Origin of the sequence: Erwinia sp. V90_4, assembly GCF_029967685.1 — a bacterium.
Classification (GTDB): Bacteria; Pseudomonadota; Gammaproteobacteria; order Enterobacterales; family Enterobacteriaceae; genus Erwinia; species Erwinia aphidicola.
The window spans coordinates 79,576-99,702 of sequence record NZ_JASCAQ010000035.1 but is presented as its reverse complement, the minus strand read 5'-3'; the positions used below and the strand labels follow the sequence as shown (position 1 = coordinate 99,702).

19 protein-coding genes are annotated in these 20,127 nt (G+C 54.0%); 11 read left to right on the top strand and 8 right to left on the bottom strand.

Annotated elements, in window-relative coordinates:
* Positions 1–179 precede the first annotated feature (179 nt).
* Both QLG07_RS05030 and QLG07_RS05025 read right to left on the bottom strand, forming a co-directional pair.
* The gene (locus QLG07_RS05030) at positions 180–563 is read right to left on the bottom strand and encodes a hypothetical protein (RefSeq protein WP_282468634.1); all 384 of its coding nucleotides are present in this window, start codon (positions 561–563) and stop codon (positions 180–182) included.
* 162 nt (positions 564–725) lie between these two features.
* Positions 726–1,439 carry a YoaK family protein gene (locus QLG07_RS05025; RefSeq protein WP_282468633.1) on the bottom strand — a complete coding sequence of 238 codons (714 nt, stop codon included), beginning with the start codon at positions 1,437–1,439 and terminating at the stop codon, positions 726–728.
* A 170-nt stretch (positions 1,440–1,609) separates the two neighbouring features.
* Between QLG07_RS05025 and QLG07_RS05020 the strand changes: the two genes are divergently transcribed.
* On the top strand, positions 1,610–2,101 hold the full coding sequence (locus tag QLG07_RS05020; RefSeq protein WP_282468632.1) for an SOS response-associated peptidase family protein: 492 nt from the start codon (positions 1,610–1,612) through the stop codon (positions 2,099–2,101).
* Positions 2,102–2,509: 408 nt separating this feature from the next.
* Here QLG07_RS05020 and QLG07_RS05015 read toward each other — a convergent pair whose 3' ends face one another.
* A complete protein-coding gene (locus tag QLG07_RS05015) occupies positions 2,510–3,040 on the bottom strand; it encodes a hypothetical protein (protein ID WP_282468631.1) in 531 nt (176 codons plus the stop codon).
* 378 nt (positions 3,041–3,418) lie between these two features.
* Between QLG07_RS05015 and QLG07_RS05010 the strand changes: the two genes are divergently transcribed.
* Positions 3,419–3,784, top strand: a complete 366-nt coding sequence (locus QLG07_RS05010; RefSeq protein ID WP_282468630.1) for a hypothetical protein — start codon at positions 3,419–3,421, stop codon at positions 3,782–3,784.
* Between the two features lie 1,196 nt (positions 3,785–4,980).
* On the opposite strand, the gene icd is transcribed toward QLG07_RS05010, so the two are convergent.
* Entirely contained in the window at positions 4,981–6,231 is a 1,251-nt protein-coding gene (icd, locus tag QLG07_RS05005) for an NADP-dependent isocitrate dehydrogenase (protein WP_048916323.1), read from the bottom strand.
* A 102-nt stretch (positions 6,232–6,333) separates the two neighbouring features.
* Here icd and rluE point away from each other — a divergent pair, with 102 nt between their 5' ends.
* From rluE to QLG07_RS04965, 8 genes are all read left to right on the top strand, one after another.
* Positions 6,334–6,990, top strand: coding sequence for a 23S rRNA pseudouridine(2457) synthase RluE (gene rluE / locus QLG07_RS05000; RefSeq protein WP_282468629.1), 657 nt, complete (start codon positions 6,334–6,336; stop codon positions 6,988–6,990).
* A 48-nt stretch (positions 6,991–7,038) separates the two neighbouring features.
* On the top strand, positions 7,039–7,512 hold the full coding sequence (locus QLG07_RS04995; RefSeq protein ID WP_282468628.1) for an NUDIX domain-containing protein: 474 nt from the start codon (positions 7,039–7,041) through the stop codon (positions 7,510–7,512).
* A gap of 67 nt (positions 7,513–7,579) precedes the next feature.
* Positions 7,580–8,698: a tRNA 2-thiouridine(34) synthase MnmA gene (gene mnmA / locus QLG07_RS04990; protein WP_282468627.1), complete on the top strand. Its 1,119-nt coding sequence runs from the start codon at positions 7,580–7,582 to the stop codon at positions 8,696–8,698.
* A 24-nt stretch (positions 8,699–8,722) separates the two neighbouring features.
* On the top strand, positions 8,723–9,367 hold the full coding sequence (hflD, locus tag QLG07_RS04985; RefSeq protein ID WP_282468626.1) for a high frequency lysogenization protein HflD: 645 nt from the start codon (positions 8,723–8,725) through the stop codon (positions 9,365–9,367).
* A gap of 29 nt (positions 9,368–9,396) precedes the next feature.
* Complete coding sequence (gene purB, locus QLG07_RS04980) at positions 9,397–10,767, top strand: adenylosuccinate lyase (protein WP_048916328.1); 1,371 nt, start codon at positions 9,397–9,399, stop codon at positions 10,765–10,767.
* A 121-nt stretch (positions 10,768–10,888) separates the two neighbouring features.
* On the top strand, positions 10,889–11,557 hold the full coding sequence (gene phoP / locus QLG07_RS04975; RefSeq protein ID WP_048916329.1) for a two-component system response regulator PhoP: 669 nt from the start codon (positions 10,889–10,891) through the stop codon (positions 11,555–11,557).
* Positions 11,558–13,021 (top strand): two-component system sensor histidine kinase PhoQ, encoded by a 1,464-nt coding sequence (gene phoQ / locus QLG07_RS04970; RefSeq protein ID WP_048916330.1) that lies wholly within the window; start codon positions 11,558–11,560, stop codon positions 13,019–13,021.
* A gap of 203 nt (positions 13,022–13,224) precedes the next feature.
* Positions 13,225–14,352 (top strand): cupin domain-containing protein, encoded by a 1,128-nt coding sequence (locus tag QLG07_RS04965; protein ID WP_282468625.1) that lies wholly within the window; start codon positions 13,225–13,227, stop codon positions 14,350–14,352.
* Positions 14,353–15,053: 701 nt separating this feature from the next.
* On the opposite strand, the gene pepT is transcribed toward QLG07_RS04965, so the two are convergent.
* Positions 15,054–16,301, bottom strand: coding sequence for a peptidase T (pepT, locus tag QLG07_RS04960; protein WP_282468624.1), 1,248 nt, complete (start codon positions 16,299–16,301; stop codon positions 15,054–15,056).
* A gap of 90 nt (positions 16,302–16,391) precedes the next feature.
* Entirely contained in the window at positions 16,392–16,955 is a 564-nt protein-coding gene (locus QLG07_RS04955) for an XRE family transcriptional regulator (protein ID WP_133623396.1), read from the bottom strand.
* Positions 16,956–17,055: 100 nt separating this feature from the next.
* Between QLG07_RS04955 and QLG07_RS04950 the strand changes: the two genes are divergently transcribed.
* A complete protein-coding gene (locus QLG07_RS04950) occupies positions 17,056–18,228 on the top strand; it encodes a benzoate/H(+) symporter BenE family transporter (protein WP_187498667.1) in 1,173 nt (390 codons plus the stop codon).
* Here the strand turns inward: QLG07_RS04950 and cobB are convergent.
* Together cobB and nagK are read right to left on the bottom strand one after the other, a co-directional pair.
* Positions 18,178–19,089: a Sir2 family NAD+-dependent deacetylase gene (gene cobB, locus QLG07_RS04945; RefSeq protein WP_133623394.1), complete on the bottom strand. Its 912-nt coding sequence runs from the start codon at positions 19,087–19,089 to the stop codon at positions 18,178–18,180. The two genes, QLG07_RS04950 and cobB, sit on opposite strands and share 51 nt — an antisense overlap.
* Positions 19,090–19,180: 91 nt before the next feature.
* A complete protein-coding gene (gene nagK, locus QLG07_RS04940) occupies positions 19,181–20,107 on the bottom strand; it encodes an N-acetylglucosamine kinase (protein WP_048916337.1) in 927 nt (308 codons plus the stop codon).
* Positions 20,108–20,127 lie beyond the last annotated feature (20 nt).

Here is a 20,127-nt window from a genome sequence, read left to right as displayed (position 1 = left end):
ACCAGTTACCAGTTACCAGTTACCAGTTACCAGTTACCAGTTACCAGTTACCAGTGGCGATTTTTCGTGTCTTCAGGTATTGGATTCAAGGGTAAAGTTGCCCTGAAGGGGGTTGGTGCTCAGTCGAACGAAAACTCACGTTATAAAAAGCCCCTTTAGGGGCATGAGAGCCAAACGGTTCAAAGGTGAACGTTGATTGATTCCCCTTCAAGTTTTTGCCAATCTTCTTGGTGCAGAATGATGTTTACTACGCGGCCATTGGCAAGGGTAAGCCTGTATTCTCTTTGACCATATAGCAATTTGTTCTCTTCTACCCGCACAAATTCGGTGATAGCAACCATCTTGTATCCGCACCAGATCGTGTTGTCTATTATCTTTGCAAACATATATACCTCCAGGAACGTTTGGTTTTCGAGCTGCTTACTGTAATAGCTGGCGCGGGCTTTAACAGCTTCCAGCACCTGCTCAACAATCGTATATTGCTTTTCCTCTATAGCGCTCTGTATATCAGCCGCTTCATACATACGCCCGGCCAGCGGGTCGCGAGGAAGAAATGCTCCCACTCGCCCTGAGTTGCGCGCCGAACAGATGCTCCCTGATTTCCGGGGGTGTTTTGAGAGTGTTCAATACCGGTTTTCTGCAGGTGTGCGCTGAAGCCTTCAGCATGTTTGAGAGGCACGCAGCCGTGCCAGGTTCTGACGATCATGGGCTATTCCTTTTTTTCATCAATCCTTATTCTTATGCAGCATGTTGTGCACTGCCAGCACAATCACACATATCCCTACAAATATCAGAAACCCATATCCCAGCAGATGGAACAGCCAGATACCCGCCACACCACCCAAGAGAAAGGCCCCTAACGTCGAGGCGTGCAGCCTGAGTCTTTCAAGATATAGCGGGGCATCTTTAGGGGATTCTTTTCGTCTGACCACATCAAATAACATGGCCAACTCTATACCGATATCCGTTGACGTCCCTGAAATATGCGTTGTTCTGACTCGTGCGTTGGATATTCGCGTCACCACGGCATTCTGTAATCCCATCAGAAAACTCAGGCTCAGGATAAGTACGACGCCTGCTGAAACAGGTTTTAGCCAGATTTCAACCATCCCCAGTACGACAAGGCCAATCCCCTCACAAATGATGTTCATGGCATAAACCGCGCGCATGTTTCTTCTGCGACCCGCATTGATCATAAAGGTAGAGACTGCTGAGCCGGCGATGAAGATACAGACAATTTCGAAAAAGAAAATGCCGGGTGCCAGGTTGGCTTTAGCAAGGTGATCCGATAGAGAAGAGACGTTACCGGTCATGTTGGCAGAGAAAAAGCCCACAACTTCAAAGGCTGCTGTGTTCAGGGCTCCGGCAACCGCAGCTAGCGTGCAGGCAAGTTTGGTATCTGCACTGTTGCTACGTAGATTTTCAGTACTAATTAACATTGAAGCAGCCGCGTTCAACTGAGGTCATCCTATGTTCCGCTCATTTCAAATCAGGAACAAGACCACAAATTAAAAAAGGAAAACGCTCCGGTTACCCGGTGTCTGCAGCTTTATGCCAGCCTGATTGTCATAGAACACTAAATTGAGCCGTTAAAGCCGGTAGCTTCACCATGGCTAAACACATTGCACTGTCCGATCAGCAGCTTTTGGATAGACTGGAGAAAAGTCCACAGCTACGCTTGGCTACATCGTTTTACAGCCTCGAACAGGCCGAACCTTTTAACAGGAGGTCCCCACTGTGCGGACGATTCACGCATTATCGAGCCACAGAAGAATTTCTCAATAAACTCACAGGCCATCATGATCAGAACATCATTTATGACTCTAAGCCTATCGCCCGTTACAATGTTGCTCAAGGCACTTGCATTCTGCTTCTTAACCAGCGAGACAATAAGCCGCATCTTGATCCCGTTCACTGGGGCTATGCACCAGGCTGGTGGGATAAACAGCCACCCATAAATGCGTGCGTTAATACAGCAGCCACCAGCCGGATGTTAATGCCGTTGTGGAATCATGGCCATGTGATCATTATAGTTTATGGCGAGTACGGGTGGAAGAAGCTGGAGGGTTCGAGGGAATCAGCCCTACTACATCTTCCTTAAAAGAATTCTCCTCTGTTCTTTAGTACTATCAGAAAGCACTGTCTAACTCTGGTAACGAAAAAAAGGCTTCCTAATCGTTACGGCTGAAAGCGATAAATCTCTCGCAGACATTCACAACCGGGGGCCATTGATGTTAAACACTGATTTGTTAGAGGACTGACTCAACCCCTTCACGAGCCTGAGATATTGCTCACGCTTCGTCGTGCCAGCAGAAGATTTTACCTGCCTCGCAGTCAACAAGGTTGTTGAAGACAAGGAAAACCAGAACGCTAATCTCATTGAATAAATTTAATATTTCACAAAAAAACCTTGACATTAAAACCATAACTTTATAGCGCACAACCTACTTTTAAGACACAAGAAATTGTCGAAATTTCTGCCAATCAATTTAATTTAATTTAATTTAATTTACTTCATTAGACCCGAAACAGTCCCAATCAAACCAATAATAAGACCTATATATGTTGCCAAGCTTATTAATAAATCATTTCTTTTCTTTCTTTTCAGATGAATGGTTATTTTCTCAGACAAATCATCAATAATCTTTGGCTCAGATGATTTTGATTTTGCTTCCACCAAAGGTTCAACTAATCCAATGGGAAGCTCACTGAAAGGTTTGTTAGTATTAAATTCTTTTATTAATCCATCTAGTCGGGGCTTAATAACAGCACGCTTTTCATCAGCGCCAAAGTCCAAATTTGATTTCAAATTTAGCAAAGCAGAATGGACATGTCTATCGCTCAAATTCAAATTTGACTGTAAGTTTTTAAAGTCCGAAAAACTCAAATCGTCATGACACAATCCTATTTCTAGTTTCTTTTTCAGTGTTCTTTTTGAAAGAGTATTAACTATATCTATAGAAAGGTAAATTAAGAAAACTAAAATAGCAACGACTAAGAAAACCAAAAAAGTTATAATAATCCATTCAGGAATAGCCATGATCACCTCTGAGATAGCTCAAGGCGACCATGTTATTTTAAAAAAAAAGAAAATGCTAGTCTAATCGGGTACTTCTTATTGAGTCCACAACCGTTATCGTATTCAAATGTCTTTCCATCTGATAAATCACCGTCAGCAGCGGGTGAATCCATAAAAAGATTTGTAAGTAATAGCACGTCAGGGTGTGGGCTTCAGTGGCACAGACGATGTTGTCAGCTGTACCCATGAAATCATCAATCACTGGTGAGAGCGAGTCATAAGGGCATAATAGTTTTACCTATACCAAGTCTGGTAGAAATCTGAGAGGATAGGTGTCGGTCACGCTTTAGGACAACACTCTGTCATACTTATACTCAAGTTTTTTTCTGAGGAAAAATAATGGATCTAAATCTGAAAAAAGAAATTTTTATGGTATGCAAGGATGTAAGAGATTATTTTGAAAGCAATCCTAGAATCCTTTACGGTTACCACCCGTCCTCCTTTCCCAAAGGATGGTGCGGTAGCGCATGTGAGCACCTTAGAAAAAGGCTTAAACAAGAACTGAACATCGACTGCATATCGAGATCAGGAAATATGTACGATAGCGACGCGTCAACTCGCAACAATCACGCGTGGCTTGAGCATGAAGGGTTTTATATCGACATAACCGCTGACCAATTTAATTTTGATGGCTATGACAACCCTCCAATAATGGTTACTTCAGATTCATCATTTCATTCGCAATTCAGCTTTGATTTGAAATAAATGTTTTTTCTATCATCATCAGGAATAATCTGTAAAACCCTTGTGATGCTTACTACACGGTCATCATCGGGTTTTACAATTGCCAAGCAGGCAAACACTCAAGCCTGCTATGCATTCGCGTTCTAGCTAGAGAAAGCAAGCTAGGAGCAGCACCTGTCTCTTTAAGGTTTTCAGGAAGTTCAGAAGTGAATATTTACATCCTTCAACCGATTCATAAATTCGATATCACCAATCATTAGTTTGCGGTAAACTATTACGGTACTTACCTCCTCTGTTTTAGCTTCACTCATTAGTTATTTACCTTTTCGGATTTTTTGGATATCTCGGATGCCTGCCAACTGGCCGTTGGCGAACTCTATTGTGGTGAGTAAGTGGGTCAATCCACAACCGCCTGGCAGTAAGTCAGAGGCTTTGCGAAAGCGCTGCCAGGACTGGCATTGTCAGTGATGCTGGAAGCGGCGTACATTGCATCGGCACGTAAATGATGCTCTAAGCCCAGCAGCCCTGTTAACGATATCAGAAAGAAGAAATGGGGCGCAGATATGCTCCTTCTTAGAATTTTTCGGTACTCAATATCTTTATCCTAAACCTTCCCACTTAGTATGATGTATATTGCAGTCACTCAGCTGCAATGTTGTTGAAGCGACTGAATTGGAATTTGGTGGCATCAGTTAAAATAACATCAGATTCGAAAATATTGGGGTGTATTATAAACGGCGCAGGGATAAAAACTCATGAAATCACAAAAAAATGATTATGATTATGATTATGATTATGATTATGATTATGATTATGATTATGATTATGAAAAATACTTATAAATATCATTTTCAACTGCGCAAGGTTTTCAAGACCTGCATTTATATTTATCAAGTCATTCCTTAAAAATAAATTTCTTTACCGATTAATCCATTATCAATAATTTTTTTCGGTTACACTACATATGTCATCCCTCCCTCAAAATAATATTATTCATGTAATAACTTTTTTACTCATAGCATCGAGCATATTTTTAATGCTATGTCGATAATTTATCAAAATATGATTTAAGATGATTTTGGCAAAAATGCATCGAGTATCACGCGAACGATCTTCACAGGTGCGCAATTTTGATGATTTATTTAATAAATCCCCGCTCCTGAGAAATAAAAACGGGAACCCGCAGGTTCCCGTCAGCACATCATCAGCAAGGCTGATTACATGTGTTTGATCATCGCGTCGCCAAACTCTGAAGATTTCAGCAGCTTAGCGCCATCCATCAGGCGCTCAAAGTCATAGGTCACGGTTTTGGCAGCAATTGCGCCTTCCATGCCTTTAACGATCAGGTCTGCGGCTTCGAACCACTCCATATGGCGCAGCATCATCTCTGCGGACAGGATAACGGAACCTGGGTTCACTTTATCCTGGCCTGCATACTTAGGTGCGGTGCCGTGGGTGGCTTCGAACAGTGCACATTCGTCACCGATGTTAGCACCCGGAGCAATACCGATACCGCCAACCTGCGCCGCCAGGGCATCAGAAATGTAGTCACCGTTCAGGTTCATACAGGCGATAACGTCATACTCGGCCGGGCGCAGCAGGATCTGCTGCAGGAATGCATCGGCGATCACGTCTTTAACCACGATCTCTTTGCCGGTGTTCGGGTTCTTGATTTTCATCCATGGGCCGCCATCGATCAGTTCGCCGCCGAACTCTTCTTTCGCCAACTGGTAACCCCAGTCTTTGAAAGCGCCTTCGGTGAACTTCATGATGTTGCCTTTGTGAACCAGGGTAACGGAATCACGGTCGTTAGTGATAGCGTATTCGATGGCAGCGCGAACCAGGCGTTTGGTGCCTGCTTCAGAGCACGGCTTCACGCCGATACCACACTGCTCAGGGAAGCGAATTTTCTTCACGCCCATCTCATCACGCAGGAACTTGATGACTTTATCTGCTTCCGCGCTACCCGCTTTCCATTCGATACCTGCATAGATATCTTCGGAGTTCTCGCGGAAAATAACCATGTCGGTCTCTTCCGGGCGTTTAACCGGGCTTGGTGTGCCGGTGTAGTAACGGACAGGACGCAGGCAGATGTACAGATCCAGCTGCTGACGCAGGGCAACGTTCAGGGAACGAATACCGCCGCCGACCGGGGTGGTCAGTGGGCCTTTGATGGCTACGCGATATTCTTTAATCAGTTCGAGAGTTTCTTCTGGCAGCCAAACATCCTGGCCATAAAGCTCTACCGATTTCTCACCGGTATAAATTTCCATCCAGGAAATCTTACGCTCACCGTTGTAAGCCTTCTGCACAGCGGCATCGACAACTTTAATCATCACTGGAGACACGTCAACGCCAATGCCATCACCTTCGATAAACGGGATGATTGGATTGTTTGGTACGTTGAGTTTTCCCTGGACCAGGGTGATTTTCTGACCTTCCGCCGGAACAACTACTTTGCTTTCCATTAACCTCTCCTATCGAGCGCTTTTTTGTTAATGATTTGTAAGATGCGCGTCAATACTACTTGAATATTGACTCCGCGCCAATCTTCTCGGGTTTGCGGTATAATGCGCCTATTGTTACCAAGTGCAAAGACTATGCGAAAAACTCCCGTTACGAATCACCGCCTTAAACGTTTCAGCCAGCGTAAAGCCGCACCGATCGTGGACAAAGGCCCGCGTACCGTGGTGCTGTTTAATAAGCCTTTTGACGTGCTGCCGCAGTTCACGGATGAAGCCGGGCGCGCCACGCTGAAGGATTATGTTCCGCTGCCGGGTATCTACGCCGCCGGGCGTCTTGACCGCGACAGCGAGGGGCTGATGGTGCTGACCAACGATGGCGTACTGCAGGCGAAGCTTACGCAGCCGGGTAAACGCACCGGGAAAATTTATTATGTTCAGGTGGAAGGCGACCCGCAGGAGAGCGACATTCAGCCACTGCGCACTGGCGTAAATCTGAAAGATGGCCCTACTCTACCTGCACAGGTAGAAAAAGTGGCCGCTCCGGAGTGGTTGTGGGATCGTCAACCGCCCATTCGTGAACGCAAGGCCATCCCGACCTGCTGGCTGAAAATCACCCTGTTTGAAGGGCGCAACCGCCAGGTACGCAGGATGACCGCACATATTGGCTTCCCGACTTTGCGTCTGATCCGCTATTCAATGGGGGCACTGCAACTCAACGGGCTGGCCCCCGGCGAATGGCGCGATATCAGCAGTGAAATCTGACGACTTCGCGTGTGACAACCCATGCGCTTTAACCTAATGGAGAGCACCATGTTTAAACCGCACGTAACCGTAGCCACCGTGGTCCAGGCCGAAGGGCTGTTTCTGGTGGTGGAGGAGCGGGTGCGCGGGCGTGCCACGCTGAATCAGCCTGCCGGGCATCTGGAAGCCGATGAAACACTGCTGCAGGCCGCCGTTCGCGAACTGTCCGAGGAGACCGGTATTGATGCCGTACCGCAGGCTTTCTTACTCCTGCACCAGTGGATAGCGCCGGATAACACCCCGTTTTTACGCTTCCTGTTCGCACTCGACCTGCCAAAAGCTGTGGAAACTTATCCGCAGGACCGCGATATCGACCGCTGCTGGTGGCTGCCGCCGGAGGAGATTATCACTTCGCGCAAGCTGCGTTCGCCGCTGGTGGCGGAAAGCCTGCAGATTTACCTGAGCGCCCCGCGCTACCCGCTGGAGATCCTCAGCGCCTTCCAGTGGCCATTTAGCGAGAGTGCGCTGATCGCCGACGCATGATAGAATGCGCCGCAATTTTATCAGAGTCGCCTTTAACGACTCCTTAAAACTTAAAGTCGGGTAATTCATGTCAAACAGCTCTAATAGCCAAAAAAAAGTGATCGTCGGGATGTCCGGCGGTGTTGACTCCTCCGTTTCCGCCTGGCTGCTGATGCAGCAGGGCTATCAGGTTGAAGGCCTGTTTATGAAAAACTGGGAGGAGGACGATGGCGAAGAGTACTGCACGGCGGCGGAAGATTTAGCCGACGCGCAGGCAGTCTGTGACAAACTCGGGATTTATCTGCACACGGTCAACTTTGCCGCCGAATACTGGGACAACGTGTTCGAGCACTTCCTGGCGGAGTACAAAGCTGGCCGCACGCCAAATCCGGATATTCTCTGCAACAAAGAGATCAAGTTTAAAGCCTTCCTCGAATTTGCCGCCGAAGACCTGGGTGCCGACTATATCGCTACCGGTCACTACGTGCGCCGCGCGGATGTGGACGGCAAAAGCCGCCTGCTGCGCGGTCTTGACGGCAACAAAGACCAGAGTTACTTCCTCTACACCCTCGGCCATGAGCAGATTGCACAAAGTCTGTTCCCGGTGGGTGAATTAGAGAAACCCGAAGTGCGCCGCATTGCCGAGCAGCTGGAGCTGGTGACCGCGAAGAAGAAAGATTCAACCGGTATCTGCTTTATCGGCGAGCGCAAATTTACCGAGTTCCTCGGGCGCTATCTTCCCGCGCAGCCAGGGCCGATTGTTTCCACAGATGGCGATACCGTAGGCCAGCATCAGGGGCTGATGTATCATACGCTCGGCCAGCGTAAAGGGCTGGGCATCGGCGGCACTAAAGACGGCAATGAAGAGCCGTGGTACGTGGTCGATAAAGACGTCGCCGGCAATACGCTGGTGGTGGCGCAGGGCCACGATCACCCGCGCCTGATGTCGGTGGGCCTGATTGCCCAACAGCTGCACTGGGTTGACCGCGAAGTGCTGAGCGCCCCGCTGCGCTGCATGGTGAAAACCCGCTATCGCCAGGAAGATATCCCCTGCACCGTGACCCCGATTGATGCAGACCGCATTGAAGTGCGTTTTGACCAGCCGGTTGCCGCAGTGACGCCAGGCCAGTCAGCGGTATTTTATCTCGATGAAGTTTGCCTTGGTGGCGGCATTATCGAACAGCGCCTGCCGCTGGTAAACGCGTAATTCGGTCCGCATACAGGAGTAAACGTGGCGAAGAACTATTATGATATTACTCTGGCGCTGGCGGGCATCTGCCAGTCAGCTCACCTGGTGCAACAGCTGGCGCATCAGGGCCAGTGCCCGCCGGACGCGCTGAAAATCACGCTGAACAGCCTGCTGGACCTCAATCCGTCCTCCACGCTGGCGGTGTACGGTGACAATGAAGCCAATTTGCAGTTTGGCCTGGAAACCCTGATTGCGGTGCTGAACAGCAACAGCCGCCAGGGCCTGGGCGCCGAGCTGACGCGTTATACCCTGAGCATGATGGTGCTGGAGCGTAAGCTCAACGCCAGTAAAAGCGCGCTAAATGAGCTTTCAACCCGCATCGCCCAGCTCGATCGTCAGCTGGCGCACTACGGTCTGGAGTCCGATACCCTGCTGAGCGCCATGGCCGCAATTTATGTCGACGTAATCAGCCCGCTCGGCCCGCGCATTCAGGTCACCGGTTCTCCGGCGGTTCTGCAAAATGCCCAGGTGCAGAGTAAAGTTCGAGCCTCACTGCTGGCGGGTATCCGCGCAGCAGTGCTGTGGCAGCAGGTCGGCGGTGGCCGCCTGCAGCTGATGTTCTCCCGTAACCGCTTAGTCAACGAGGCGAAAGCGATTCTGGCCCGCATCAACGGGACCCCAACCTGATTTTATTAAACCGATCTGGAGCAGCAACAATGGAATTATCCTCTCTGACCGCCGTCTCACCTGTTGATGGTCGTTATGGCGACAAAGTCAGCCCACTGCGTAGTATTTTCAGCGAATTTGGCCTGCTGAAATTCCGCGTTGAGGTTGAAGTTCGCTGGTTACAGAAACTGGCCGAAACCGCTGTGATCAAGGAAGTTCCTGCATTTGACGCCGACGCAAACGCTTTCCTTGATGCCATTGTCAGCAATTTCAGCGAAGCTGACGCTGCGCGCATTAAAACCATCGAGCGCACCACCAATCACGATGTGAAAGCCGTCGAATACTTCCTGAAAGAGAAAGTTGAAGCCGTCCCTGCCCTGCACGCGGTATCTGAATTTATTCACTTCGCCTGTACCTCTGAAGATATCAATAACCTGTCGCACGCGCTGATGCTGGAAACCGCTCGCCGTGAGGTGATTGTGCCTTACTGGAACAAAATCATCGCCGCAGTGAAAGACCTGGCGGTGCAGTACCGGGATATTCCGCTGCTGTCACGTACCCACGGCCAGCCAGCCACCCCGTCCACGCTGGGCAAAGAGATGGCGAACGTCGCTTACCGCTTCGAACGCCAGCTGCGCCAGCTGGAACGCATCGAAATGCTGGGTAAAATTAACGGTGCTGTCGGTAACTATAACGCCCACATTGCGGCCTATCCGGAAGTGGACTGGCATCAGCTGAGCGAAGAGTTCGTCACTTCCCTGGGCATTACCTGGAACCCGTACACCACGCAGATCGAACCGCATGACTATATCGCCGAGCTGTTTGACTGCATGGCGCGCTTTAACACCATCCTGATCGATTTCGATCGCGACGTCTGGGGCTACATTGCGCTGAACCACTTCAAGCAGAAAACCATTGCCGGTGAAATCGGTTCTTCTACCATGCCGCACAAGGTTAACCCCATCGACTTCGAAAACTCAGAAGGTAACCTGGGCCTGGCGAACGCGGTGATGCAGCATCTGGCAAGCAAACTGCCGGTATCCCGCTGGCAGCGCGACCTGACCGACTCCACCGTGCTGCGCAACCTTGGCGTGGGCGTGGGCTATGCGCTGATTGCATACCAGGCAACGCTGAAAGGCATCTCTAAGCTGGAAGTGAACCGCGACCGCCTGCTGGACGAGCTGGACCACAACTGGGAAGTACTGGCCGAGCCAATCCAGACCGTCATGCGCCGTTACGGCATCGAGAAGCCTTATGAGAAGCTGAAAGAGCTGACCCGCGGCAAGCGTGTCGATGCGGAAGGCATGAAGGTGTTTATCGACGGTCTGGCGCTGCCGGAAGAAGAGAAAACCCGCCTGAAAGCGATGACGCCAGCGAACTACATTGGCCGTGCTGTGCAGATGGTTGACGACCTGAAGTAACCCCTCCCCACGCGGGCTGGCGCTAGTCAGCCCGTGTTAAGCTGCTGTTTATCTGCTTCCTCCTATACTCAAGGCAGTTTATGCTGTCGACTCCGGCAGTTCTTTGTTTAAGGATTAGATTATGCGTGTGTTAGTTGTGGAAGATAATCCACTGCTGCGTCATCATCTTGCGGTTCAGCTGCGTGAGATGGGTCATCAGGTGGACGCCGCCGAGGGCGCGAAAGAAGCTGACTATTTTCTCAATGAGCACACTCCGGATATCACGCTGGTCGACCTCGGCCTGCCTGATGAAGACGGCATGGCGATGATCCGCCGCTGGCGCAGCCAGGAAGTGCGTCAGCCGATTCTGGTGCTGACCGCGCGCGACGGCTGGCAGGCAAAGGTCGAAGCGCTGGAAGCCGGTGCCGATGACTACGTCACTAAACCGTTCCATATCGAAGAAGTGGTGGCGCGCATGCAGGCGCTGATGCGCCGCAATAGCGGGCTGGCCTCACAGATTATTACCCTGCACCCTTTCCAGGTGGATCTCTCGCGCCGCGAGCTGACCATCAACGACAACCACATTAAGCTGACCGCCTTTGAGTACACCATCATCGAAACCCTGATCCGCAATGCCGGAAAAGTGGTGAGTAAAGATTCGCTGATGCTGCAGCTCTACCCCGATGCTGAACTGCGCGAAAGCCACACCATCGACGTACTGATGGGGCGCCTGCGCAAAAAAATGCAGGCGGAGCATCCGCTGGAAGTGATCACCACGGTGCGCGGTCAGGGCTACCGCTTCGACCTGTAAATGCGCTTTAGCTGGCGCCGAAGAAAACCGCTCTCGCTGCGGGTCCGTTTCCTGCTTGCTACCGCTGCGGTAGTGTTAACCATGTCTCTCTCCTACGGCATGGTTGCCGTGGTGGGCTATGTCGTTAGCTTTGATAAGAATACCTACCGCGTTCTGCGCAGCGAAAGTAACCTGTTTTTTACCCTTGCTCAGTGGCAGGACAATAAGCTCAGTATCGTGCAGCCGGAGCGGATGAGCCTCAATTTTCCGGCGCTGGTGTTTATCTATGACGATCGCGGCAACCTGCTGTGGCAGCAGCGCGACGTGCCGGATATCCGCAGCAAAATCCGCCGTGAATGGCTGAATAAATCTGACTTTTACGAAATCGATACCAATAACCACACAAGCCGCGAAGTGCTCGGCAATGACCGTGATGCGCAGAATAAGCTGACCGCCTATGACGACGACGGGGATGACACCTTTACGCACTCGGTGGCGGTTAACCGCTATGAAGCCACGACTACCCTGCCGGAACTGACCATTGTGGTGGTCGACTCAATCCCGCAGGAGCTTCAGCACTCGGACGTGGTCTGGTCGTGGTTCAGCTATGTACTGCTGGCCAACCTGCTGCTGATTATTCCGCTGCTGTGGCTGGCGGCGCACTGGAGCCTGCGCCCGATTGGCGCGCTGGCGGGCCAGGTGCGCGAACTGGAGAGCGGCAGCCGTGAAACGCTCGATCCCGCGCCGCCGCAGGAGCTGAAAGGGCTGGTGCGCAACCTGAATATGCTGCTGGATAACGAACGTCAGCGCCATACCCGCTATCGCACGACGCTGAGCGATCTGACCCACAGCCTGAAAACGCCGCTGGCGGTATTGCAGACCACGCTGCGTTCACTGCGCGGTGGGCAAAACCTGTCGGTGGAGCAGGCTGAGCCAATTATGCTGGAGCAGATCAGCCGTATCTCGCAGCAGATTGGCTATTATCTGCACCGCGCCAGCATGCAGGCGGATCACCACGCGCTGAAGCGCGATCTGCACTCCGTCCCTGCCCTGCTCGACAGCCTCTGCTCCGCGCTGAACAAGGTTTATCAGCGCAAAGGCGTGGTGCTGACGCTGGATATCTCTCCCGAGCTGATTTTCGTCGGTGAACAGAACGACTTTATGGAAGTGATGGGCAACGTGCTGGATAACGCCTGTAAATACTGCCTGGAGTTTGTGGAGATAACCGCCCGTCAGACCGACAACTCACTCCACCTGATTGTTGAGGACGATGGCCCCGGCATCCCGGAAAATAAACGCGATCTGGTGTTTATTCGCGGCCAGCGCGCCGACACCCTGCGCCCCGGCCAGGGGCTGGGCCTTTCGCTGGCACGTGATATTCTGGAACAGTACGCCGGTGATATCATCGCCAGCGCCAGCCCGTTGGGTGGCGCCCGCATGGAGGTGATCTTCGAGCGCCAGGAACCCCTGCACAAGCACGAGTGACAGATTTCTGCGCGAGGGTATACAGCGACTGCCGCGCACTGTTATACCCGTCATACTTCAAGCTGCATCTTTGTTGGCAGCGTTCATTCACCCGAATCACTTACTGGAGTAAGCTCATCGGGACTCATTCTCTTGCCGCCTCGATGCAACTCGAATTATTTTGGGTATATAATCGTTTCACTTTCGCGTTTCAGGAAATCATCATGGATTATCAGCTCGATCTCAACTGGCCCGACTTTATTCAGCGCTACTGGCAGAAACGCCCGGTAGTGCTGAAACGCGGCTTTAAAAACTTCGTTGACCCGATCTCCCCGGATGAACTGGCCGGCCTGGCGATGGAAAACGAAGTCGACAGCCGACTGGTCAGCCACCAGGATGGAAAATGGCAGGTCGATCACGGCCCGTTCGAGAGCTATGACCATCTTGGCGAGAACAACTGGTCGCTGCTGGTACAGGCGGTCGATCACTGGCATGAAGCGTCTGCCGCGCTGATGCACCCCTTCCGCATAATCCCCGACTGGCGCATGGACGATCTGATGATCTCCTTCTCGGTGCCGGGCGGCGGCGTGGGGCCGCATTTCGACCAGTATGACGTATTTATCATTCAGGGCACCGGCCGTCGTCGCTGGCGCGTGGGTGAAAAAACCGAACTGAAACAGCACTGTCCACATCCCGACCTGCTGCAGGTGGAGCCGTTCGAGGCGATCATTGATGAAGAGCTGGAGCCGGGCGATATTCTCTATATTCCGCCAGGGTTCCCGCATGAGGGCTATTCGCTGGAAAATGCGATTAACTACTCGGTGGGATTCCGTGCGCCAAGCGGGCGTGAGCTGATCAGCGGCTTTGCCGACTACGTGCTGGCCCGCGAACTGGGCAGCCGCCGCTTCAGCGACCCGGACGTGCAGCCACGCGAGCATCACGCCGAAATTCTGCCCGCGGAGCTGGCGGGCATTCGCGCCATGATGCTGGAAGTGATTGACCAGCCGCAGCACTTTAATCAGTGGTTCGGCGAGTTTATCTCCCAGTCGCGTCACGAACTGGACATCGCGCCGCCGGAGCCGCCATATCAGCCGGATGAGATTTACGATGCGCTTCAGCAGGGCGATAAACTGTCACGCCTGGGCGGTCTGCGCGTGGTGTCGATCGGTGAAGCGGTGTTTATCAACGGTGAGCAGGTGGAATCCCCGCACCGCGCTGCCCTCACTGCGCTGGCCAATCAGCTGACGCTCGGCCAGGAACAGCTTGGTGATGCGCTCGACGATCCGTCATTCCTCGCGCAGCTTGCCGCGTTGGTGAACAGCGGCTACTGGTATTTCCCCGAGGAAGAGTAAACCTTTGCGGGGCGGCCCCTCTTTTCCGGTCCGCCCGCAGGTCCCGCCGTTAGCACGGGGCGACCGAAACAAAAGGTCGCCCCCTACGAAACCTTGCCCACGTAGGGGCTGACCCTCTTTTTCGCTCAGCCCGCAGGTCCCGCCGTTGGCACGGGGCGACCGAAACAAAAGGTCGCCCCCTACGAAATCTTGCCGTCGTAGGGGCTGACCCTCTTTTTCGCTCAGCCCGCAGGTCCCGCCGTTGGCACGGGGCGACCGAAACAAAAGGTCGCCCCCTACGAAACCTTGCCCACGTAGGGGCTGACCCTCTTTTTCGCTCAGCCCGCAGGTCCCGCCGTTGGCACGGGGCGACCGAAACAAAAGGTCGCCCCCTACGAAATCTTGCCGTCGTAGGGGCTGACCCTCTTTTTCGCTCAGCCCGCAGGTCCCGCCGTTGGCACGGGGCGACCGAAACAAAAGGTCGTCCCCTACGAAATCTTGCCGTCGTAGGGGCGGCCCCTCTTTTCCGGTCCGCCCGCAGGTCCCACCGTTGACACGGGGCGACCGGAACAAAAGGTCGCCCCCTACGAAACCTTGCCGTCGTAGGGGCGGCCCCTCTTTTCCGGTCCGCCCGCAGGTCCCGCCGTTAGCACGGGGCGACCAAAACAAAAGGTCGTCCCCTACGAAATCTTGCCCTCGTAGGGGCTGACCCTCTTTTTCGGTCAGCCCGCAGACCCTGCCGTTTTCGCCTGTTCCGCCGCCAGCGCCGCAATGCGCACAATCACCTGTACAGCCCGCGCCATATTATCCAGCGAGGCAAATTCATGCCGGCCGTGATAGTTGTAGCCGCCGGTAAACAGGTTCGGGCATGGCAAGCCCATAAATGACAGCTGCGCGCCATCGGTGCCGCCGCGGATCGGCTTCACCTTCGGGGTAATATCGCAGTCGCGCATCGCCTGCAGCGCCAGCTCGATACTCTGCGGGCAGGCTTCCACCTTTTCACGCATATTGTAATAGCTGTCCTCGACCAGCAGCTCAATCCCCGCCGCGGCAGGCAGCGTCTGTTCCAGCCGTGCGGCGATTTCCGCCAGCAGCTGCTTACGCTGGCTGAAGCCGCTGCGCGAGAAGTCACGCACAATGTAGTGCAGCTCGGCACGATCGACCGCGCCCTTGATCCCGTGCAGATGGTAGAAGCCTTCGTAACCGGCGGTTTTCTCCGGCACCTCATCTTCCGGCAGCTCACGGTGGAAACGCATCGCCACGTCCAGCGCGTTAACCATTACCCCTTTTGCAGTTCCGGGATGCACATTATTGCCGGTGATCTTTACCGTCACCGAGGCCGCATTAAAGTTCTCGTACTCGAACTCGCCCATGCCACCGCCGTCAACGGTATAGGCCCAGTCAGCGCCGAATGCCGCCACGTCAAAGTTGTGAATGCCTTTACCAATCTCTTCATCCGGGGTAAACGCTACGCGCACTTCACCATGCTCAACGCCGCCCTGCGTTAAGTGCGCCAGCGCGGTCATGATCTCGGCAATACCGGCTTTATCATCAGCGCCAAGCAGGGTTTTGCCATCGGTGGTGATCAAGGTATGGCCGATTAGCTCGTGCAGCACCGGGAACATCACCGGGGAGAGGGTCTCATCGCCAATGCCGAGCGCGATATCGCCCCCGCGGTAGTTTTCAATCACCTGCGGATTGACGTTTTTGGCGGTAAAATCCGGCGAGGTATCCATATGCGAGATAAACCCGATCGCCGGCGTAGGCCAGCTGACGTTGGACGGCAGCGTCGCCATGACAATACCCTGCTTGCTGCAGCGGATATCCTGCATGCCAAGCGCTCTCAGCTCTTCACACAGTATCTGCGCCAGACGTAGCTGCCCCTCGGAGCTGGGTATCTGACGCACGTTAACTTTTGATTGCGACTCCACGGATACATAGTTTAAGAAGCGATTGAGTAAATTGTTCATCTGTCGTCCCTCTGAATGCCAGCGTTTATTATGGGTAGCCGTACCAGGGCAAATATTGTTTCAAATCACTTTGCGTCGGTGAACGCGTGACTAACGCCGGGGATAATGAATCAGATCATGAAAACGCACTTTTTCATTACCCACATTATGGTAGCTGTGCACGCAGTCGGCCTGAAAGCGCAGCGCCTCCCCCCTGCCCAGCCGCTGAACCTGACCATCAACCACCAGTTCCAGCGCCCCTTCCAGCACAATAACATGTTCTATCACGCCCTTCTCATGGGCGGCGGATTCACTCAGCGCGCCGGGTGCCAGTTCAATCACCAGCATCTCGAAGCGTAGCTCAGCATCGAAAGGAAACAGTGAAACGATCTGCATCCCGTTCCCCGCCGGTGAATAGCCCGGCAGAAGGGATTCACGGCGCGGAGCGCGATCATCATCGGCGGCGACCGGTTCAATAAACAGAGAGAATGGCAGATTAAAACCGGTGGCGATTTTCCATAGCGTGGCGATGGTCGGGCTGGACTCGGCGCGTTCAATCTGCCCGAGCATCGCCTTACTCACCCCAGTGATCTGAGCCGCATGGCTCAGACTCCAGCCGCGCAGCGTACGCTGCTGCTTTAGCGTGTTGGCCAGATAATGTTGCAGAGCGTCCACGATGTTCCTCCCGCGATCTTTTGCCGAGTATAGCCGCTTGTACGTTATAACGCACGGTGCTACCTTGTGCGTTATAACGTACAACCTGCGGAAACCGTATATGCGCCCTCCACTCACGCTCAGCCATCTGACCTTTCCCGCGATTGTTGCCGGGTTCGTCGCCGTACTGGTGGGCTACACCAGCTCCGCGGCCATTATCTTTCAGGCCGCCGCTGCCGCCGGGGCCAGCCCCCTGCAAATTGGTGGCTGGCTGACCATGCTCGGGCTGGGGATGGGCGCCACATCGCTTGGGCTGTCGCTGTGGTATCGCACTCCGGTGCTCACCGCCTGGTCAACCCCCGGGGCTGCGCTGCTGGTGACCAGCCTGCCCGGCACGCCGCTGAATGAAGCGATAGGGGTATTTATTTTTGCCTCCGCGCTGATCCTGATCTGCGGCGTAACGGGGCTGTTTGCGCGCGTGATGAACGCAATTCCGCAGGCGATCTCGGCGGCAATGCTGGCCGGTATTTTGCTGCGCTTCGGCATGGATGCCTTTGGCGCTCTGCAGGTTAACTTCGCGCTCAGCGGCAGCATGTGCCTGGTCTACCTGCTGGCAAGAAGGCTGCTGCCGCGTTATGCCATCATCCTGACGCTGCTGGCCGGGCTGCTGGTGGCGGCCATTCAGGGCAATATCCACGTTATGCCGGGGCAAAGCAGGGTTATGCCACAGTTTATTGCGCCACACTTCAGTCTCTCCAGCCTGCTCGGCATCGGTATTCCGTTCTTTGTGGTGACGATGGCTTCGCAGAATGCGCCCGGCATCGCCACGCTGAAAGCGCACGGCTATACGCTGCCGGTGTCGCCGCTGATCGCCTGGACCGGGCTGACCGCCCTGCTACTGGCGCCGTTTGGCGGTTTCACTGTCTGTATCGCCGCGATTACTGCCGCAATCTGCATGGGGCCGGAGGTGCACAGTGACCCGCAGCGGCGCTACTGGGCGGCGGCGGCGGCCGGGGTGTTTTATCTGCTGGCGGGGGTATTTGGTGGGGCGATTGGCGGGTTATTTACCGCGCTGCCGCAGGCGATGATCCACACCATCGCCGGGCTGGCGCTGTTGGGGACCCTTGCCGCCAGCCTGCAGCGGGCGCTCAGCGATGAGAAACAGCGCGATGCAGCGGCGATCGCCTTTTTGATCACCGCTTCCGGCGTTACGCTGCTGGGCGTGGGCGCCGCGTTCTGGGGATTAATCGGCGGAGTTATCGCCCATCTGATCCTGACGCAGGCCAAACGCTGACGGCGCATCGGGACCTTTGCGCGCATCAGGCCTGGCGATGTTTTCCAGCAGATCGTGCACCCACTCCGGCACCACTTCGCTGGCCAGGCCATACTGCTTCTCTTCAAACTCGCTGCCAACCTGGCTTGGCTCCAGGTTGAGCTCAACGGTGTGCGCGCCCTGCAGCCTGGCCTCATGGACAAAACCGGCCGCCGGATAGACGTGGCCGGAGGTACCGATAGCCACAAAGTAATCAGCCTGCGCCAGCGCCTGATAGATCTCATCCATCTGCAACGGCATCTCGCCAAACCACACCACGTGCGGTCGCAGCACCGACGGGAACTGGCAGCAGTGGCAGCGATCGTCCGGCTTAACGTCTTCGGTCCAGTGCAGGACCTGCCCACTGCTGACACATCGCACTTTCAGCAGTTCGCCATGCATGTGGATCACGTTGCGGTTACCGGCACGCTCGTGCAGGTTGTCGATGTTCTGCGTGACCAGCAGGAAATGGTCACCAAGCGCGGCTTCCAGCTCGGCCAGCGCCAGGTGCGCAGCGTTAGGCTGGATCGCCGGCTGCTGCAGCTGCTGGCGGCGCAGATTATAGAACTGCTGCACCCGTTCAGGGTTGCGGGCGAAGCCTTCGGGCGTGGCGACATCTTCGACCTTGTGCTCTTCCCACAGGCCATCGGCAGCGCGGAAGGTCTGAATGCCGGACTCGGCAGAGATGCCAGCCCCGGTCAGTACCACCACGCGCGGCAGCGGATGACGGGCTATTTCGATATTACGGTCGCGTTCGAAAATGCGCTGACGAAAACGCTGATGTACCTGGCGTCGGGTCTTCTTGTAGCGTGCCAGCCTTAAGCGGCGACGAGGTGTACGCATAACCAAATCCTCTAATCCTTAGAATCTGTCCCATCAGGCTATTTTACTTGCCGTTTTGAACCTGAGCAGTGCTCAAAATTGTCTGCGACAATTACGCCTGTTGGGACAGGTTCTTAATGTGCAGGAATGCGGCACCGCGCATTCCGCCTGCGTCTCCATGACGTGCCTTTGCAAAGCGCGGGGGCCTGGCAACCGGTAACAGATGTGGCGTTACCCGCTGCGCAAGGTCGTCATACAGCGCATCGAAATTGGACAAACCTCCGCCCAGCACTACCAGCTGGGGGTCGAGCAGCGTCAGGATGTTGCCCAGACAGACTGCCAGCAGGTCACGATAACGTTCGACGTGTGCCAGCGCGGAAGTATCTCCCTGATAATACCGGGTGATTATCTCAGGCGCACTGAGAGTCTGCTGATAAAAGTGCTGCCACAGCCATGAAAATCCTGTTCCTGAGAGATAGCCCTCAATACAGCCTTTTTTTCCACAGCCGCAGGTCAGCAGGGGGATATCACGGCCCAGCACCTCCAGCGCATCGACCGGCAGGCGCATATGTCCCAGCTCCCCGACCACGTAATTGCGCCCGGTGACCGGTTTGCCGTCAACGATCAACCCACCGCCGACGCCGGTGCCGAGGATGATCCCCAGCACCACCGGGTAGCGCTGAAATTCATCATCCCAGGCTTCCGACAGCGCAAAACAGTTGGCATCGTTATCAATGCGTACCTCACGATTCAGGCGCTGGCTAAGATCGGCACACAGCGTGCGTCCGCGTGCCGCCGGAATATTGGCGGTGAACAGCGTGCCGTCATCCGGCACCGGCAGCCCCGGCACGCCCAGCCCGACGCTGCCCTGCAGCCCGCAAAACGCATCGGCCTCAAGCGTTAACTGCTCCAGCAGCGCCAGCAGCTGCGGATAATCATTCTGCGGCGTGGCAACGCGCTGCTGCCAGACCAGCTGGCGCTGAGCGTTATACACTCCAAGGGCGATTTTGCTGCCGCCAATATCAAAGCCGTAATACATGCTCCCCCCGCGATGATTAA

Bases quoted from the DNA above. Each gene is read 5' to 3' on its own strand.
- purB (WP_048916328.1), top strand. From the start codon at position 9,397: ATGGAATTATCCTCTCTGACCGCCGTCTCACCTGTTGATGGTCGTTAT.
- QLG07_RS04995 (WP_282468628.1), top strand. From the start codon at position 7,039: ATGTTTAAACCGCACGTAACCGTAGCCACCGTGGTCCAGGCCGAAGGG.
- QLG07_RS04965 (WP_282468625.1), top strand. From the start codon at position 13,225: ATGGATTATCAGCTCGATCTCAACTGGCCCGACTTTATTCAGCGCTAC.
- phoP (WP_048916329.1), top strand. From the start codon at position 10,889: ATGCGTGTGTTAGTTGTGGAAGATAATCCACTGCTGCGTCATCATCTT.
- mnmA (WP_282468627.1), top strand. From the start codon at position 7,580: ATGTCAAACAGCTCTAATAGCCAAAAAAAAGTGATCGTCGGGATGTCC.
- QLG07_RS04950 (WP_187498667.1), top strand. From the start codon at position 17,056: ATGCGCCCTCCACTCACGCTCAGCCATCTGACCTTTCCCGCGATTGTT.
- QLG07_RS05020 (WP_282468632.1), top strand. From the start codon at position 1,610: ATGGCTAAACACATTGCACTGTCCGATCAGCAGCTTTTGGATAGACTG.
- icd (WP_048916323.1), bottom strand. From the start codon at position 6,231: ATGGAAAGCAAAGTAGTTGTTCCGGCGGAAGGTCAGAAAATCACCCTG.
- pepT (WP_282468624.1), bottom strand. From the start codon at position 16,301: ATGAACAATTTACTCAATCGCTTCTTAAACTATGTATCCGTGGAGTCG.
- rluE (WP_282468629.1), top strand. From the start codon at position 6,334: ATGCGCCTATTGTTACCAAGTGCAAAGACTATGCGAAAAACTCCCGTT.
- QLG07_RS05025 (WP_282468633.1), bottom strand. From the start codon at position 1,439: ATGTTAATTAGTACTGAAAATCTACGTAGCAACAGTGCAGATACCAAA.
- nagK (WP_048916337.1), bottom strand. From the start codon at position 20,107: ATGTATTACGGCTTTGATATTGGCGGCAGCAAAATCGCCCTTGGAGTG.
- QLG07_RS05015 (WP_282468631.1), bottom strand. From the start codon at position 3,040: ATGGCTATTCCTGAATGGATTATTATAACTTTTTTGGTTTTCTTAGTC.
- QLG07_RS05010 (WP_282468630.1), top strand. From the start codon at position 3,419: ATGGATCTAAATCTGAAAAAAGAAATTTTTATGGTATGCAAGGATGTA.
- phoQ (WP_048916330.1), top strand. From the start codon at position 11,558: ATGCGCTTTAGCTGGCGCCGAAGAAAACCGCTCTCGCTGCGGGTCCGT.
- cobB (WP_133623394.1), bottom strand. From the start codon at position 19,089: ATGCGTACACCTCGTCGCCGCTTAAGGCTGGCACGCTACAAGAAGACC.